Origin of the sequence: Mesorhizobium sp. B2-5-3, assembly GCF_006441005.1 — a bacterium.
Lineage (GTDB): Bacteria > Pseudomonadota > Alphaproteobacteria > Rhizobiales > Rhizobiaceae > Mesorhizobium.
In genome coordinates this window covers 252,519-266,259 of the sequence record NZ_VFUS01000003.1, presented here as the reverse complement: position 1 = coordinate 266,259, position 13,741 = coordinate 252,519, and the positions used below count along the sequence as shown (strand labels likewise).

The window sequence follows — 13,741 nt, the reverse complement described above, 5'->3', positions numbered from 1 at the left end:
GCGTCGTGCTACCAGCACAACTTGGGAGGGACATTGCATGGCCGAGGATAAAGATGATGAGGTTTGGAAGAGCGCCGAGAGTTGGAAGGCGGGCGCAGTTGCCATCGCGGTAATCACGCCCGTTGTCAGCGCTTTTTCGTTTCCCTGGATATGGGCCGCCGCGACTGACGAAAGCATGCTGCATAGGGTGCAGATAGTCGGGGCAGGTGCGGCGTTCGGAATAGCGTTGATTACGTTCTGTACGGTGGTTTGGAGGGGGACGATTGCGACTCAACAGGCGAAGCTGCAACGGATTCAAATTGATCGGCTGTCCGCGCAGATAGCGGCCACAGATGAAAACAACACCGCTCTTCGCCTTCAGAAGGGAGCTGAGTTGCTGGGCGAACACGGGAAACGTTCGCATATCAGTGCCGGTCTCATGACTCTCCAAGCCGTCGCAACAGCGCCTAAATCGCCCTTCGCTGTTGAGGCGATGAACCTGATCGCTGATTTTATCGACGAGCGGGGCAAAACGAGCCACTCTGATACCGGTGTTCAGCTCGCGATCACCGCACTCGAAAAGGCTTGGCGAGCCACCAACCTGATCGCTGAACGCGAACTCGGCTTCGAAATGGCAACCATTGACGACGGCACGCCAAAAATCACCAACTGGCGGATTGTAAGGGGTGCGATATCGGCCAGTTATGATGAAGGCACATTCAGACGTGCAAACAACATCACGGAACAGGACGCCAGCATATACTTTCTTGAGTGCCGATTTATTTCCTCGACATTGAGGGTCGACGGCAACTTCTTTAAGTGCAAATTTAACCTTTGCCGGATCAACAGTATTGATCACGTGACGAGTCATGAATTCGTAAAATGCGATTTCTCCGGCGCCTTGATCAGCAGCTCTGTAGTTCCCGATCTGCGCGAGGGCAGGAATTGGTTTGATCCTGAAAATCCGCCGATCGCTGCCGATGGCCGGGCAGTCGATTGGTCGCAGCATTTCCACATGGGCAAACCGAAAAGTCCTCCAAGGCGAGCGAAAGCTAAAGCTTGACGTCGTCATGCCGGCACCGCCTTGCGCGGCCGGCCGCGCTTGGGCTTCGGCGCTTCTTCAGCCGCGATCATCATGTCGAGCGCCTTGACCAGTGCCTTGCGGCCGGTTTCGGTCTGCATGCCCTTGGCGACGGTTTCGATCAGCTTGGGGTCAACGTCAGCCCCCAACGGGGCAGCGCCCCCCTCTGCCCTGCCGGGCATCTCCCCCTCAAGTGAGGAGAACGGCTGCTCCGGCGCCTCGCCCGCCTCAAACCCCCAAGCATCCCAACCCGGCCTTGGATTGCGGCAGAACATTTCGAGCTTCGGCACGCCGGGATATAGCCGCTCGATCTGCTCGGCATACCAATCGGGCTTGGCGCTATGCGCCGAGACTGGATGCGCGGTCAGCTTGCGCGGTTGCGTGCCGGGCAGCGGCGCAGGGAAATCGCCGCGCGTGCCGATCAGCAGCAGCTCGCAATTGTCGAAGCCCCAATAGCCGGTACCGTGCTGCTCGCCGGGATATTGTTTCTCCCACGCCCAGTAGGACTTGAAGGCGAAGCCCCAAGCCTGCATGCAGGCCAGCCCGTTGGCGAGATCTGTCACCCACAGGAACAGCACCGCGTTCTTTGTCGCCGGGCAGCCGAGCGCGAGGATGTCGGCCAGGTCCATCGTCGGATAGTGGTTTTCGGCGCTCTTCTCCCGTCCCGTCACTTCGGAATGGACGATGAACTTCCACGGGGGATCGGCGTAGATGATCGGATAGGTCGGACCTTCGCCGCCATCCTTCCACCAGATCGGAGCGGTGGCTTCGCCGCGCTTGGCAATCAGGCCGAGATGTTCGACCCGAACGGCATGCGCGACCTTCTGCCGCTCGGCGCGGATGACCTTGGCGCCCTTCAGGAACTCGCCGACGTTTTCGCGGTCGGGGACGAAGGCGGTCTTGATCGTCTTGCGTGCCGGCTGGCGCACGCCGTCCTTACCCTCGACCTCGTCGTGGTGGGGAATTTCCCCACCGTCGACCATTCGCTTGCGCACGCCCGACACGGTCTTGTGGTCGACACCCAGCATGGCGGCAACCGCACGCGACGAAATCGACGGCGTGTCGCGCAGCTGGTCGGCGATGACCTCCTGCTTTTGCGCGGTGCTGAGATGCCGGCGGGCGAAATTGAATTCGCGCGACAACGTGCGCTTTTCAACTTCGGACAGGCCCTTGCGCACGAAGCGCGGCCAGTCGACCAGGCCAAGGCTTTCGCAGATCTCGACACGATGGTGGCCGTCGATGATCTCGCCGGCCTCGTCATATTCGACCGGCACCAGAACGCCATGCGCGATGATGGAGCGTTCGAGCGAGGCGTATTCTTCGGCGGAGAGGCGCGGCAGGAGCTGGTATTTCATCACACCATCCCCAGCGCGGCTTTGTAGAGCTCAAGGATCGCCTCGGCCTCCTGCCGCTCCGCCTGGTCCATCTTCCGGAGCTTGACCAAGGTGCGCACGGCCTTCGTGTCGAAACCCATGGCCTTGCACTCGGCGAAGATTTCCTTGCGGTCGTCGGAGAGCGCGTCGATGTCCTCCTGCACCAGCTCGATGCGTTCGATGAAGGCCCTCAGCTGACCGGCGGCGACCGTCTGCGGGCCGCTCGCCTCGTCGGCATCCGCCGCCATCTTCGCGCCGGGGCGCTCGCGGGCGGGGCCGCGCGGCGTGTAGGGATCGTATTCGTCGCTCACCTTGCCACCGCCTTCCGGCGCCGCTTGCGCTTGGGCGTCAGGCCGCGCGCTTCGTCGCGCCGTTTCTGGTTCTGCTTGTGGGTGACCATCTCCAGATGGTCGTCGCGCACGCAGCGGCGCGTGCGGCACTTGTGGTCGAGCTGCTTCTTGCCGGGGATGTAGCCGTGCTCATTGGTGAAGCTGACGCGATGCACGGCGACGGTCTGGCCGTCGAGCTTCATGCGCGGATAGTCGCCGCCGCGCCCATTGCCGGAATCAGGACCGATCCACAGGTGGCAAGGCGTTTCATAGCCGGTGTCGACCACCTCGATATTGGCGGCGATCTTGGCCCGGATGACCTCGCGGCGCGTCAGCGGCAGCGTCATCCCGCCAGCCTCTTAAGCACGCGCGGCGCTGCACGCTCTGCCGGCGTGCCGCGCCCTACGCTGAGGCTGCGATGGAAGGTGCAGTAGCAACGGCCCGGGAACCCCGGCATCCAGTCGGCCTCGCTCACATCTGCCGCGCAGAAGCGCGTCGCGGCGCCGTCGCCGCGCAGCGGGAACCGGCATTGATGGCTGTCGAGATCGGCGAGGATCCTGCCGAGGCCGGGCTTGCCGTCGGCTTGTGGCGCGTCGCGCCCGGCGATCATGTCGAGGACGCTGCGCATCACTGCCCCACCACCTTCAGCCCGCCGCCGGCGACGACGCCGGCCAGCGCGTCGTCGATGTCGGCGTTGAGGCTGGCAATCTTGGTGGAGATGCCGCGCAGCAGCGTCGCTTCGGTCGGTGTCACGACGCCATCGGCACGCGCTTTCACCGTCTGCACCACGAGGTGGCCGGCCTGCTCGACCAGGTCGGCCACCTGCTCGGAGAGGTTTGCAATGCGCTCGCCGCGATCGGCGGCATCGGTCAGCGCGCGGCCGTTGAACTCCGCCATCACCTGCGTGATGAAGGGCCGCCTGTTTTCTTCGAGCGCCAAGACCACCGGGATCGGCATGAAGGCGCGATCCATGCCGCCATGCCAGCGGCCGACCTGGCCGCGCGAATAGCCGGTGACTTCCATCACGCGTGCAACGCCGCCGCTTGCGTCGATGAGATCCTCTTGCGCAGCCAGCAACCGTTGCTGCCACTTCTTCGTGAATTCGCTCAATTGCGCCTCCTCAGGCAAAAGCATTCACGCGGCGGGAATTACCGCCGGCGTTTCCCGTGGTGGGACGGTCTGGAAAGGTTCAGTATTAGCGGGTCCTCAAGGAGGCCCGCAGTTCGATGTCCTCATGGTCCGCCGCTCCTGAATCGGTTTGCCGCTGCCCGCGCGTGACGCGGCACGTCGGCCAGCTCGTCGCCGAGATCGGCCACCGCACGGGCCAGCGCCCCTGCCCCGATCAACGTAGCGTATTCGGTCAGCGCCAGCGCCACCGCGCGTTCGTTGCCGCAGCGCTCATAGGCAGCGATCGCGCGCACCAGCACCATCACATGGTCGGGCAGCACGATCGCGTTGAAGGGCGCGCCGGCGGAAGGGGCATCGACCGCCGGCGCATGCTCCTGCCCGCCGGAGGCGGCGAGCGGACAGGATTCGGTGAAGTGGGACTTGTCCTCCGTAGCCTTGGCGAAGGAGGAAAAAGCCGCGCCGCCCAGGGAGGAGCCGGACGGCGCGGCAGGCTCTGCGCGATGTGCTTGGGAGGACAGCGCAGTGGGGAATTCACAATCGATGGCGCCGACCTGGCGCGGCTCGGCAAAACCGACGCCGGCAAGGCGCGCGCCACGATCGGCAAGAACGGGATTGGCGAGGCGCGGCTTCATGCGGCGTCCTCCGCCGCTGTCGGGATTTCAAAGAACCAGGCATCGTTCCATTGGATGCCGCGCTCGATGGCTGCTCCGCGGATGGCGCGCATATCGTCAAGCGAGGGAGCAACACCGGCCTCCCATCGCGAGACGGTTGCCTGGGTTACGCCCGCCAAGACGGCAAAATCCGCTTGTGTGACCCCAAAAATGTCGAGGCGAATATGACGAATAGCGCTCATAGCGGCGCATATTATGCGCAAACGGATAGTTTACAAGCGCAATTTTATGCGCAAGCGGATTTTTATTTATCCGCCGACCGTGGCAGCGTCCGCGCGATGACCATCGAGGACAAAATACGAGCGATTATGAAGGCTACCGGCTGGAAGCAACAGAAGCTGGCCGAGCACTTCCGCGTCTCTCAATCAACCGTCAACCGCTGGTTATCCGGATCCGAACCGGAAGGGCCGCGCCGGGATGCGATTAATGAAACCTACGCCGTGCACGTCGATGTGGCTGAGCCCACGACCGAGCCGTCATTGGTCCGGGATATCGATGAAGTCCGCGTGATGCTTGAGCGGATCGATGGCCTGAAGCCTGAAAACATCACTGTCCTGCTTTCGGCGATTCAGGGATTCCAGCAGGTCAATGGCGTACAACCATCACCAGTCCCGCCAGGTGATCAACCTGCACTCGCCAGCCGCCCCCATGAATCCGAGCCATCTCGGCGGCGATAGCGTCGGCATATTTCCGAACCTTCGCCGGTGGATCGAGCGTTAGTTCGCATCCCGCCATATCTCGCAATTCCGCCAGTGTCGTCTCATTCCGCGTCTTGTTGCGCTGCTTCACCTGATGCTGGATCGCCAATTCTAACTCCCAAGCCCTGCCAGAACAGACTAGGAACAAATGCCTAGCCCTGTCAATAATCACTCTGCGGCCCGCATGGTCGCAGTCGCTGTAGACCAATGCTGTTGTGGATGCGCTAAAAGTAGCGCGAGGCTGAATTTCAATGCTTTTCTCGGCTGCGCGCTACTGTGGCGCGAGCCGGGAGTTGATAACCTGTTGAGAACAGGCCGACGGCTTTTAGCCGAGGCTTGGACAGCACCGCCGCTCCCGGCCAAAGCCAGGGTGCGCGATGCCGCCAAGCAGGCGCGCGGTTCGGCGCCTGTGCTGCGCCTATCTCAAGCCGGGTTATCAAGCCCGACTCGACGGTAGAACGGCAGGGAAAGAATGCAAGCGCGGATTGCGGCTGGTAACGGAAGTTAACAGCGCTGTTGCGATATAGTTACCGAACCGGAACATCGAGCCTAGGAGGCTTCCGCTTGCGAATGAGAGCGGCCTGGCGTTCGAAGTTATCCGCCCTAGCGACAATTTCTATCCGTTTGCGCATTTTCTTTATTGATTAATATCCGTTTGCGCATATTATCCGCTTCCAATCGCAATCCCGCGATGGAGGCAATCCCATGATCACCACCCAGCCCCGCCCGGCGCCGGCCATCTCGCCCGCCGCCATGCCCAAAGACATCGTCGAGCGCATGGCCGACAAGATGCTGGAAATGGGCATGAACGGCACGGCGGTAACCGCCGAAAGCCTGTTCGAGCATTCCGACTTCTCCCGCGCCGAGATCAAGGAGCACGGGCCCGAGGCGTCGGACCTGGCGCGCTCCCGCGCCGTCCGCCACCAGGGCTGACGGCCATGAGCACGCTCGCTGACCGGCTGATCGCCGCAGCCGCCATGTCTCCCGAGACCGAAGCCTGGATTTCGCGCCAGCTCATGGCCGGCCAGAGACCGTCGCAGATCCTCGCCGCAATCGAGGCTGTCAACGTGGTCAGCTTCGCGCCCAAGGGCGTGAAATCGGCCGGCGACAACGACAACCGGCAACTTGCCGGGATGGTGGAGCGCGCCTGCAACGCGCTTGCCACTGTCGACCTTCGCCTCGCCTTGGCCGCCGCCTTCACCTTCGGCATGACGGTTGCCTGCCTCGCCGTGGGGGTGCGCTGATGAAAGGCGACCTCATCGCCATCAGGCGCGGCAAGCCGATCATCCGCTGCCCGAACTTCCCCGAATGCCGCTGCGGCGACGACTGCACCGACCGCAGCGACATCAGGATGGTGCGCCTGCTGTTCGGCCTCTTCATCACCGGCACCCTCGCCATCGGCGTCGGGCTGATCATCCTTGGGCTGTGGTCATGACCGCGTTCCGCATCCACTATGCCGACGGCAAGCGCCTCCTCGTCGATGCCGAGACGCCGAAGGAAGCCGCCACCAAGGCGGTGAAAGCCGGCCACGTCGGCACCGTCCTCAAGATCAAGATCGCGAAGGACGTGAACCATGGCTGACAAATCCGCCATTGAATGGACCGACGCGACGTGGAATCCCATCGTCGGCTGTTCCATCCTCTCGCCCGGTTGCACGCACTGCTACGCCATGAAGATGGCCGGCCGTATCGAGGCCATGACGGCCGCGTTGCAGGCCAAGGGCCAAACCGGGGCGCCGATGGCCGTCTATTGGAAGGGATGGAGTGTCTACTTCCGCCACCTGGCGCGCGTGGTGCGGCCATGACGGTGCCGAAACGCATCCAGCTATCCCGCCGAAAAGGCTGGCGCATGCCAGAAAACACCGTGACCGTGGCGCGCCCTGGCCCATGGGGCAATCCGTTCATCGTCGGCAAGCATGGCGACGCCGCCTATTGCGTCGACCTCTACAAGGCCTTGTTGGCCGGCTTGCTGCGCGTCGGCACCGATCCCGACATCGAGGCGCTCAAGCGCACCCGACAGTTCGTCGCCGAAAATGCCGGTGAGCTCACCGGCAAAAACCTCGCCTGCTGGTGCAAGCCAGGCGCACCCTGCCACGCAGACGTGCTGCTGACGGTTGCCAACCGTGAGGCAAAGCCGTGACCCAGACCCATGGGCCACAGCCGTCCTCCGTCCGCTTCCCGGTGCAGCCGCGCCTGGTGCCGGCGACCAAGGCGGCGCGCTACCTGCACCTGACGCTGCCCGAATTCATGGAATTGCTGCCGGCTTTGCAGCATCAGGGTTTTCCCAGGGCCTGCCCGATCACCGGCAATTACGACCTGGTGGCGATCGACGCATGGCAGGACAAGCGCTCCGGCCTTGCCGGATCAGGATCCGGCGCGCAGTCTAGCGCCGAGATCGCAAGAGCGAGGCTGGCGACCCTTGGCTAAGATCAAGCTGAAGCACTACGTCATCCGCAAGGGCAAATACGGCTACTGGCTGCCGACCCCGAAAATGGTCGCGGCCGGTTTCGAATGCATCTCCTGCGGCGTCGACGGGCCGGACGCCTGGGCGGTCGCCAAGGAATGGGAAGACCGCTGGCAGGCGTTCCGCAAGGGGCGCGAGCCGCCGCGCCTGCATGTGTGGCCCAAGGATTCCATCGGCGATGCCTTCACCCGCTACCGCCGCATGCAGGAATGGAAGCGCAAGCCGCCGCGCACCCGCGAGGACTGGGAGCGCGGCTGGACCTTCATCGAGCCGTACTTCGCCGACTTGCCGCCGGCCGACATCACGCTCGAGCTGCTGGATGACTGGTATGCCCGCCTGCTGCGCGTCAAGGGCGTCGACATCGCCTACCGGGCCATGAAGACGTGGCGATCGCTCTACACCGTCATGGCCGGCATGAAGCTTTGCCCGCCCAAGGCCGACCCCTCGCAGGCGATTCGCCGCCAGACGCCAGCGCCGCGGCACCAGACGTGGAGCGAAGGCGAAGTCGTGCGGCTGGTCAAGGGCGCCTGGCGCGGCGGCTTCAAGGGGCTGGCCTGCATCATTGCCGTCGCCTGGGACACCAGCTTCTCCCCGGTCGACGTGCGCACGCTCAACCCGGCGCAGGCCATGCAGACGGCGCAGGAATGGGGCTTTCTCATCGCGCGCACCAAGAGCGGCGAGGCCGCGTTCGGCACGCTGTCTCCACGCACGCAGCGCCTGGTGCTGGCCTATGTCGAGCAGCTCGGCGTCACCCTGCTCGACGACGCGCCGATCTTCCGCTCGCGCGGCTTTGCGCCGGGCCCCAAGGGCGGTCGGCCGCGCGCCGGCGTGCCCTACACCAAGGATTCGCTGGTCGACGACTTCGCCGACATCCGCAAGTTGGTGTTCGGCGAGAGCGAAAAGCGCCGGCTGATGGACATGCGGCGTTCGGGCGCGGTCGAGGCCAACGCCGGCGGCGCCTCGGTCGAGGCGATCTCGGCGAAGATGGGCAACTCGATCGACGAGAACAAGGCGCTCCAGAAGACCTACATGCCAGTTAACCTGGTAGCCGTGCGCGCAGCCGACGAGAGCCGCCGCAAGGGGCGCCAGCTGCTCGGCCAGGAACGGAATGAATACAAAAAGTTGAAACTCTCCGGAAAATGAGAGTTGAAACTTTTCAAGGGACGGTAGCTAACCCCTTGAAACTAATGGCGCGAGTGACGGGGCTCGAACCCGCGACCTCCGGCGTGACAGGCCGGCACTCTAACCAACTGAGCTACACCCGCGCATTGACGAGCACGTGTCAGCCGCGTTCGTCGTTGGGCGCTGGATAAGGGGTTCGCCACCGGGTGTCAAGCGCACGAAACCATCATAACATCAAACTGGAGAAGGTTTTTTGACAGCCGGCGTTTTGTTCGCAAATACGGCCCGCAACCACGGCGTCCCACGCTCATTTGGCCTTGCGAAGCTGGCCCCGACCGCTTAAAGGTCCGGCCCGGAGCGGGCGATTAGCTCAGTTGGTAGAGCGCTTCGTTTACACCGAAGATGTCGGCGGTTCGAGCCCGTCATCGCCCACCATTCAGGCGCCTTTCATTCAAACGCCTCAGCCCCTCGCCAGCAGCGCCTCGACCTCGTGCAAGTCCGGCATGGACGGCGCGGTGCCTGGCCTCGTCACCGAAATGCCCGCAACGGCGCAAGCAAAGCGCACGGCTTGCAGGGGCTCCACCCCACGCGACAGCGCGGCGGCCAGGCCGCCATTGAAGGCATCGCCGGCTCCCGTGGTCTCGACCACCGGGCCGGCGCTGACGGCGGCGACATGTTCGGACCGATCCCTCGTGTGCAGCAATGCGCCTTTCTCTCCCAACGTGACGATGACGGCGCCGGCGCCCTTTTCGAGCAGCTTGCCGGCGGCTGCGCGGGCGTCATCGACAGAGGCGACCTTCATGCCGGTCAACTCCTCCGTCTCCGTCTCGTTGGGCGTGAGGTAGTCGCAGAGCGAATAGATGCGGTCGGGGAGCCTGGCCGCTGGAGCCGGGTTGAGGATGGTCGTCACCCCTGCCCCGCGCGCGATCTCCAACGCCCGCAGCGCCGCCTCGATGGGCTGTTCGAGTTGCGTCACGAAGACGCCGGCACCACGAATCAGGGCGGCATTGGCCTCGATGTCGTCGGGCGAGATCAGCATCGCCGCGCCGGGGCTGACGATGATGGCGTTGTTGCCGGTGCCCTCCTCGACGAAAATATAGGCAGCGCCCGTATAGCTGTCGGGCGTGTCGATCACGGCATTCTTCACGCCGGCGTCCTTCCAGGTGCGCTTGGCCATGTCGGCGAAGGCATCGACGCCGAGGCGCGTGAGGAAGGTTGCATCGGCGCCGAGCTTACCGGCCGCAACCGCCTGGTTCGAACCCTTGCCGCCGGGACCGAGGGTGAAGGACGTTCCAAGGATCGTCTCGCCCATGCGCGGCTGCCGCGCGGCGCGATAGGCCGTGTCGGCGACAAAGACTCCGAGGATGACGATCGGCTTGCCGGCCAGCATGCCGCTACTCCGCATCCGGCGGGACCACGCCCTTGCGGAAGGCAAAACAGCCGTAGAAACGGCGCTCGCCGGTCTGGATGACGCAGTAAGCCTGCTTGGCGCGCTCGTAGAAAGCGTAGCGCTCGACCGGCAGCATCGGCCATGGCTTGCCCTCGGCGGCGTCGATCTCCTTTTGCACTTCCTGCTGGACGGGCGGGATCTCGTCCGGCTTGCCGACGATCTCCATGCGCGCGGCCGAATCGTCGACGAACGTATCCAGCGGGTAGAGCGACAGCACCGCCTTCACGACTTGCGCCGCCGGCGCGTCGATGCGCAGCAGCCGCCCGAGCGCCGTCTGGCGCGCCACCGAATCGGAGGGGAAGTTGGTGTCGGCGACAATCAGGTCGTCGCCGTGTCCCATCGCCCGCAATGCCTGGAGCACGTCGGCATTGAGGAGCGGATTGATCCCTTTGAGCATGATATTCCTCGTGAAATGAGTTTGAGATCAGAGACGCCTGCCGGTCTCGGCATCGAACAGATGGATGTGGTCGAGCCGCGGCCTGAGCTTGAGCGTATCGCCGGGCTTGAAGTCGTGGCGTTCGCGGAACAGCGCCACCATCTCGCCGTCCCCGAAACGCAGGAAGACCAGGGTTTCCGAGCCAGTCGGCTCGACCACCGAAATCTTGGCAGGCACGCCATCGGCATGAATCTCGAGATGCTCCGGCCGCACGCCATAGACGACGGCGCGCCCTTCCTCCACGGCGCTGCCGGGCGTGACCGGGAACAGAGCGCCGGCGATGTCGACACCGCCCTTGCGCGCGACGCCCTTGAGCAGGTTCATCGACGGAGAGCCAATGAAGCCGGCGACAAACAAGTTGGCAGGCCGGTCGAACAGTTCCAGCGGTGCGCCGACCTGTTCAATGCGGCCGTCGCGCATCACCACGATCTTGTCGGCCATGGTCATGGCTTCGATCTGGTCATGCGTGACATAGATGGTGGTGGTCTTCAGCCGCTGGTGCAATTCCTTGATCTCGGTGCGCATCTGCACGCGCAGCTTGGCGTCGAGATTTGAGAGCGGCTCGTCAAACAGGAACACCTGCGGGTTGCGCACGATGGCGCGGCCCATGGCGACGCGCTGGCGCTGGCCGCCGGAAAGCTGCCGGGGATAGCGTTTCAGATAAGGGTTGAGGTCGAGGATGTCGGCGGCGCGCTTGACCCGCTCGGCAACCACGGCCGGATCGGTTTTGCGCAGCTTGAGCGCAAAGGCCATGTTCTGCTCGACTGTCTTGTGCGGATAGAGCGCATAGTTCTGGAACACCATGGCGATGTCGCGCTTGGCCGGCGGCAAGTGGTTGACCACACGGTCGCCGATGGCGATCGTGCCGCCGGAGACGGTCTCCAGCCCCGCCACCATTCTCAGCAGCGTGGACTTGCCGCAACCCGAAGGACCGACCAGCACCACGAATTGGCCGTCAGATATATCGACGCTGACTTCGTGCAGAACCTTGACGGTTCCAAACGCCTTGGCCACTTTGCTGATCGCGACTTGAGCCATATCTCCCCCATCGGCTCCATTGCCGTATGCGCAGAAGCTAACCAACGCGACCTGCCAGGGCAAGCCGGTCTCTTCCCGACAAAACCCGGTCTCGTTGACACGGCGTTTGGTTGCGAGAATAGTGACGGGCGCTGGTCCGAATACCGGTTGCCCGAACCAAAAAAACGGAACTTCAATCGAGCAGGTGGGGTCCTGCGTCGTTCGTTTCCGAACCGGGAGAATCGTTTGGCGCTCCAGCGCCTGAGAAATTTGGCCGCATTCACAACAGATATTCTGGGAGGAACATCGATGAAAACAGGTCTCTACGAAACGCTGGTCCGCGCGGGGGCAACCCGACGCGACATATTGAAGGGCGCGGCCTCGATGGCCGCGATCGCTGCCGCATCCGGCGCCGGGCTCGGCGCCCTCACGCGCCCGGCCTCCGCCGCCAGTGAGCTGCGCTCGAAAATCCTGCAGATCCCCGGCGTGGGCAAGGGTCAGCCGACCGACGCCGACTTCCAGAAGGTCGGCGAGCTCTGCCTCGAGGCGACCAAGGCCAATGTCAAGGAAGGCGAATTCGCCGGCGTCGAGCTTACCTTCATGGGTCTCAACAACCAGAACCTGCACAATGTGCTATTCCGCGGCTTCCTGAAGCCCTGGGAAACCTATACCGGCGCCAAGATCAACTGGATCGATCTGGCGCAGGCCGACTACAATGCCCGCCTGCAGCAGTCGATCGCCACCGGCACGGTCGACTTCGACATCATCGAGATGGGCGCTCCGTTCGAGGGCGACGTCTGCGGCAAGGGCCTCACGTCCGAGATGCCCGACTGGGTCAAGACCCAGATCGATTTCGACGACCTCGTCAATTATCTGAAGCCGCCTGTCGGCACCTGGAACGGCAAGCAGTACCGCGTGACCGTCGACGGCGACGCGCATAATTTCAATTACCGCACCGATGTGTTTTCCGATGCCGACCTCGCCAAGGCCTGGAAGGACGGCGGCGGCGGCGGTGAATGGGGCGTGCCGAAGACCTGGCAGCAGGTCCAGGCTGTCACCAAGTTCCTCAAGGGCAAGCAGGTCAAGGGTCAGGACGTCTACGGCTATCTCGACGCGCCGAAACCCTGGGGCGGATTCGGCTTCTATTTCCTTGGCAGCCGCGCCACCGCCTACGCCAAGCACCCCGACGACAAGGCCTGGCTGTTCGACGCCGACACGATGAAGCCGCGCATCAACAATCCGGCCTGGGTGCGCGCTATACAGGACGTGATCGACGCGCTGCCTTCGGAGCCTGCCGACCAGATCAACGCCGATCCAAACACCACCGCCTTCCAGCAGTTCCTGGCCGGCACCGGCTCGATGGTCACCTGGTGGGGCGATGTCGGCTCGAACGTCAAGACCAACGACTCCTCCGTCGTAGGCGACGTCACCGGCTTCTCGATCCTGCCCGGCTCCGACGATGTCTACAACTCCAAGACCGGGCAGTGGGACAAACTCGCCAGCGGACCGAACTATGCGCCGAACTGCGCCTATCTCGGCTGGGGCGTATACGTCATGGCCCGCGTCGATAGCGACGAGAAGAAGAAGAAGGCGGCATGGTCCGCCGCCGCCCATCTCGGCGGCAAGGACCTGTCGATCTGGACGGCGATGTACCCGTCAGGCTTCCAGCCCTACCGCAACTCGCATTTCGACATTCCGGAATGGGTGGCGGCGGGCTATGACGAAGCCTTCATCACCTCCTATCTCAAGTCGGAATCGGACAGCTACAACCACCCGAACGCGGCGATCGAGCCACGCATTCCCGGCATCTTCCAATACTATTCAGCCGCCGAGGACATTCTGGCTAACACCTTCGCCGGCAAGATGAAGGCCCAGGAGGGCGCAGATGCCATTGCCGCGGCCTGGGAGAAGCTGACCGACCAGATCGGCCGCGACAACCAGATCAAGCTCTACAAGGCCTCGCTCGGCCTGTAGGCAGGCGTTATGATGGATCA

Annotated in this window: 20 protein-coding genes and 2 tRNA genes; 12 read left to right on the top strand and 10 right to left on the bottom strand. The window is 63.6% G+C overall.

All coding sequences use genetic code 11. From position 1 onward, the window contains the following. Positions 1-37 precede the first annotated feature (37 nt). Complete coding sequence (locus tag FJ867_RS08730; RefSeq protein ID WP_140817122.1) at positions 38-1,042, top strand: hypothetical protein; 1,005 nt, start codon at positions 38-40, stop codon at positions 1,040-1,042. Between the two features lie 5 nt (positions 1,043-1,047). On the opposite strand, the gene FJ867_RS08725 is transcribed toward FJ867_RS08730, so the two are convergent. From FJ867_RS08725 to FJ867_RS08700, 6 genes are all read right to left on the bottom strand, one after another. Next, the gene (locus FJ867_RS08725; protein WP_140817119.1) at positions 1,048-2,415 is read right to left on the bottom strand and encodes an MT-A70 family methyltransferase; all 1,368 of its coding nucleotides are present in this window, start codon (positions 2,413-2,415) and stop codon (positions 1,048-1,050) included. Continuing rightward, entirely contained in the window at positions 2,415-2,681 is a 267-nt protein-coding gene (locus FJ867_RS08720) for a DUF2312 domain-containing protein (protein WP_140817310.1), read from the bottom strand. The genes FJ867_RS08725 and FJ867_RS08720 overlap by 1 nt, the downstream gene beginning before the upstream one ends. A 59-nt stretch (positions 2,682-2,740) precedes the next feature. Beyond that, on the bottom strand, positions 2,741-3,109 hold the full coding sequence (locus FJ867_RS08715; protein WP_140817117.1) for an HNH endonuclease signature motif containing protein: 369 nt from the start codon (positions 3,107-3,109) through the stop codon (positions 2,741-2,743). After that, positions 3,106-3,393, bottom strand: a complete 288-nt coding sequence (locus FJ867_RS08710) for a hypothetical protein (protein WP_140817115.1) — start codon at positions 3,391-3,393, stop codon at positions 3,106-3,108. Before FJ867_RS08710 ends, FJ867_RS08715 begins: the two co-directional genes overlap by 4 nt. Continuing rightward, the gene (locus FJ867_RS08705) at positions 3,390-3,872 is read right to left on the bottom strand and encodes a hypothetical protein (RefSeq protein WP_140631197.1); all 483 of its coding nucleotides are present in this window, start codon (positions 3,870-3,872) and stop codon (positions 3,390-3,392) included. The genes FJ867_RS08710 and FJ867_RS08705 overlap by 4 nt, the downstream gene beginning before the upstream one ends. Positions 3,873-3,994: 122 nt before the next feature. Further along, on the bottom strand, positions 3,995-4,522 hold the full coding sequence (locus FJ867_RS08700) for a hypothetical protein (protein WP_140817113.1): 528 nt from the start codon (positions 4,520-4,522) through the stop codon (positions 3,995-3,997). A gap of 50 nt (positions 4,523-4,572) precedes the next feature. Between FJ867_RS08700 and FJ867_RS28950 the strand changes: the two genes are divergently transcribed. The 9 genes from FJ867_RS28950 (at position 4,573) to FJ867_RS08655 (ending at position 8,865) form a co-directional block, all read left to right on the top strand. Further along, positions 4,573-5,238 carry a helix-turn-helix transcriptional regulator gene (locus FJ867_RS28950; protein ID WP_246675027.1) on the top strand — a complete coding sequence of 222 codons (666 nt, stop codon included), beginning with the start codon at positions 4,573-4,575 and terminating at the stop codon, positions 5,236-5,238. 726 nt (positions 5,239-5,964) lie between these two features. Further along, positions 5,965-6,192 (top strand): hypothetical protein, encoded by a 228-nt coding sequence (locus tag FJ867_RS08685; RefSeq protein ID WP_140817109.1) that lies wholly within the window; start codon positions 5,965-5,967, stop codon positions 6,190-6,192. Between the two features lie 5 nt (positions 6,193-6,197). Then, a complete protein-coding gene (locus FJ867_RS08680; RefSeq protein ID WP_140817107.1) occupies positions 6,198-6,503 on the top strand; it encodes a hypothetical protein in 306 nt (101 codons plus the stop codon). Then, positions 6,503-6,694, top strand: coding sequence for a hypothetical protein (locus tag FJ867_RS08675; protein ID WP_140817105.1), 192 nt, complete (start codon positions 6,503-6,505; stop codon positions 6,692-6,694). The genes FJ867_RS08680 and FJ867_RS08675 overlap by 1 nt, the downstream gene beginning before the upstream one ends. Beyond that, complete coding sequence (locus tag FJ867_RS28695) at positions 6,691-6,840, top strand: hypothetical protein (protein WP_181168335.1); 150 nt, start codon at positions 6,691-6,693, stop codon at positions 6,838-6,840. The genes FJ867_RS08675 and FJ867_RS28695 overlap by 4 nt, the downstream gene beginning before the upstream one ends. After that, on the top strand, positions 6,833-7,063 hold the full coding sequence (locus tag FJ867_RS29270) for a DUF5131 family protein (RefSeq protein WP_281405951.1): 231 nt from the start codon (positions 6,833-6,835) through the stop codon (positions 7,061-7,063). The genes FJ867_RS28695 and FJ867_RS29270 overlap by 8 nt, the downstream gene beginning before the upstream one ends. Beyond that, the gene (locus FJ867_RS08665; protein ID WP_140817103.1) at positions 7,060-7,398 is read left to right on the top strand and encodes a DUF4326 domain-containing protein; all 339 of its coding nucleotides are present in this window, start codon (positions 7,060-7,062) and stop codon (positions 7,396-7,398) included. Before FJ867_RS29270 ends, FJ867_RS08665 begins: the two co-directional genes overlap by 4 nt. Then, complete coding sequence (locus FJ867_RS08660) at positions 7,395-7,685, top strand: hypothetical protein (RefSeq protein ID WP_140817101.1); 291 nt, start codon at positions 7,395-7,397, stop codon at positions 7,683-7,685. Before FJ867_RS08665 ends, FJ867_RS08660 begins: the two co-directional genes overlap by 4 nt. Further along, complete coding sequence (locus tag FJ867_RS08655) at positions 7,678-8,865, top strand: hypothetical protein (protein ID WP_140817099.1); 1,188 nt, start codon at positions 7,678-7,680, stop codon at positions 8,863-8,865. Before FJ867_RS08660 ends, FJ867_RS08655 begins: the two co-directional genes overlap by 8 nt. Positions 8,866-8,910: 45 nt before the next feature. Here FJ867_RS08655 and FJ867_RS08650 read toward each other — a convergent pair. Next, positions 8,911-8,987 (bottom strand) — tRNA-Asp (locus FJ867_RS08650). A gap of 216 nt (positions 8,988-9,203) precedes the next feature. On the opposite strand from FJ867_RS08650, the gene FJ867_RS08645 reads away from it, so the two are divergent. Next, positions 9,204-9,279 (top strand) — tRNA-Val (locus FJ867_RS08645). A gap of 25 nt (positions 9,280-9,304) precedes the next feature. Here the strand turns inward: FJ867_RS08645 and rbsK are convergent. The 3 genes from rbsK to ugpC are packed head-to-tail and all read right to left on the bottom strand — an operon-like array spanning position 9,305 to position 11,768. Further along, a complete protein-coding gene (gene rbsK, locus FJ867_RS08640) occupies positions 9,305-10,234 on the bottom strand; it encodes a ribokinase (protein ID WP_140817098.1) in 930 nt (309 codons plus the stop codon). Between the two features lie 4 nt (positions 10,235-10,238). After that, positions 10,239-10,691, bottom strand: coding sequence for an RbsD/FucU family protein (locus FJ867_RS08635; protein ID WP_140493920.1), 453 nt, complete (start codon positions 10,689-10,691; stop codon positions 10,239-10,241). A gap of 27 nt (positions 10,692-10,718) precedes the next feature. Beyond that, the gene (ugpC, locus tag FJ867_RS08630) at positions 10,719-11,768 is read right to left on the bottom strand and encodes a sn-glycerol-3-phosphate ABC transporter ATP-binding protein UgpC (RefSeq protein WP_140493922.1); all 1,050 of its coding nucleotides are present in this window, start codon (positions 11,766-11,768) and stop codon (positions 10,719-10,721) included. A gap of 288 nt (positions 11,769-12,056) precedes the next feature. Here ugpC and FJ867_RS08625 point away from each other — a divergent pair, with 288 nt between their 5' ends. Next, positions 12,057-13,721, top strand: coding sequence for a sugar ABC transporter substrate-binding protein (locus FJ867_RS08625; RefSeq protein ID WP_140493924.1), 1,665 nt, complete (start codon positions 12,057-12,059; stop codon positions 13,719-13,721). Positions 13,722-13,741: the final 20 nt, after the last annotated feature.

Coding starts and splice junctions, on each gene's coding strand:
- FJ867_RS08675 (WP_140817105.1), top strand. CDS start 6,503: ATGAAAGGCGACCTCATCGCCATCAGGCGCGGCAAGCCGATCATCCGC.
- FJ867_RS08685 (WP_140817109.1), top strand. CDS start 5,965: ATGATCACCACCCAGCCCCGCCCGGCGCCGGCCATCTCGCCCGCCGCC.
- rbsK (WP_140817098.1), bottom strand. CDS start 10,234: ATGCTGGCCGGCAAGCCGATCGTCATCCTCGGAGTCTTTGTCGCCGAC.
- FJ867_RS08700 (WP_140817113.1), bottom strand. CDS start 4,522: ATGAAGCCGCGCCTCGCCAATCCCGTTCTTGCCGATCGTGGCGCGCGC.
- FJ867_RS08635 (WP_140493920.1), bottom strand. CDS start 10,691: ATGCTCAAAGGGATCAATCCGCTCCTCAATGCCGACGTGCTCCAGGCA.
- FJ867_RS08715 (WP_140817117.1), bottom strand. CDS start 3,109: ATGACGCTGCCGCTGACGCGCCGCGAGGTCATCCGGGCCAAGATCGCC.
- FJ867_RS08680 (WP_140817107.1), top strand. CDS start 6,198: ATGAGCACGCTCGCTGACCGGCTGATCGCCGCAGCCGCCATGTCTCCC.
- FJ867_RS08665 (WP_140817103.1), top strand. CDS start 7,060: ATGACGGTGCCGAAACGCATCCAGCTATCCCGCCGAAAAGGCTGGCGC.
- FJ867_RS08730 (WP_140817122.1), top strand. CDS start 38: ATGGCCGAGGATAAAGATGATGAGGTTTGGAAGAGCGCCGAGAGTTGG.
- FJ867_RS29270 (WP_281405951.1), top strand. CDS start 6,833: ATGGCTGACAAATCCGCCATTGAATGGACCGACGCGACGTGGAATCCC.
- FJ867_RS08720 (WP_140817310.1), bottom strand. CDS start 2,681: ATGGCGGCGGATGCCGACGAGGCGAGCGGCCCGCAGACGGTCGCCGCC.
- FJ867_RS08625 (WP_140493924.1), top strand. CDS start 12,057: ATGAAAACAGGTCTCTACGAAACGCTGGTCCGCGCGGGGGCAACCCGA.
- FJ867_RS08725 (WP_140817119.1), bottom strand. CDS start 2,415: ATGAAATACCAGCTCCTGCCGCGCCTCTCCGCCGAAGAATACGCCTCG.
- FJ867_RS28695 (WP_181168335.1), top strand. CDS start 6,691: ATGACCGCGTTCCGCATCCACTATGCCGACGGCAAGCGCCTCCTCGTC.
- ugpC (WP_140493922.1), bottom strand. CDS start 11,768: ATGGCTCAAGTCGCGATCAGCAAAGTGGCCAAGGCGTTTGGAACCGTC.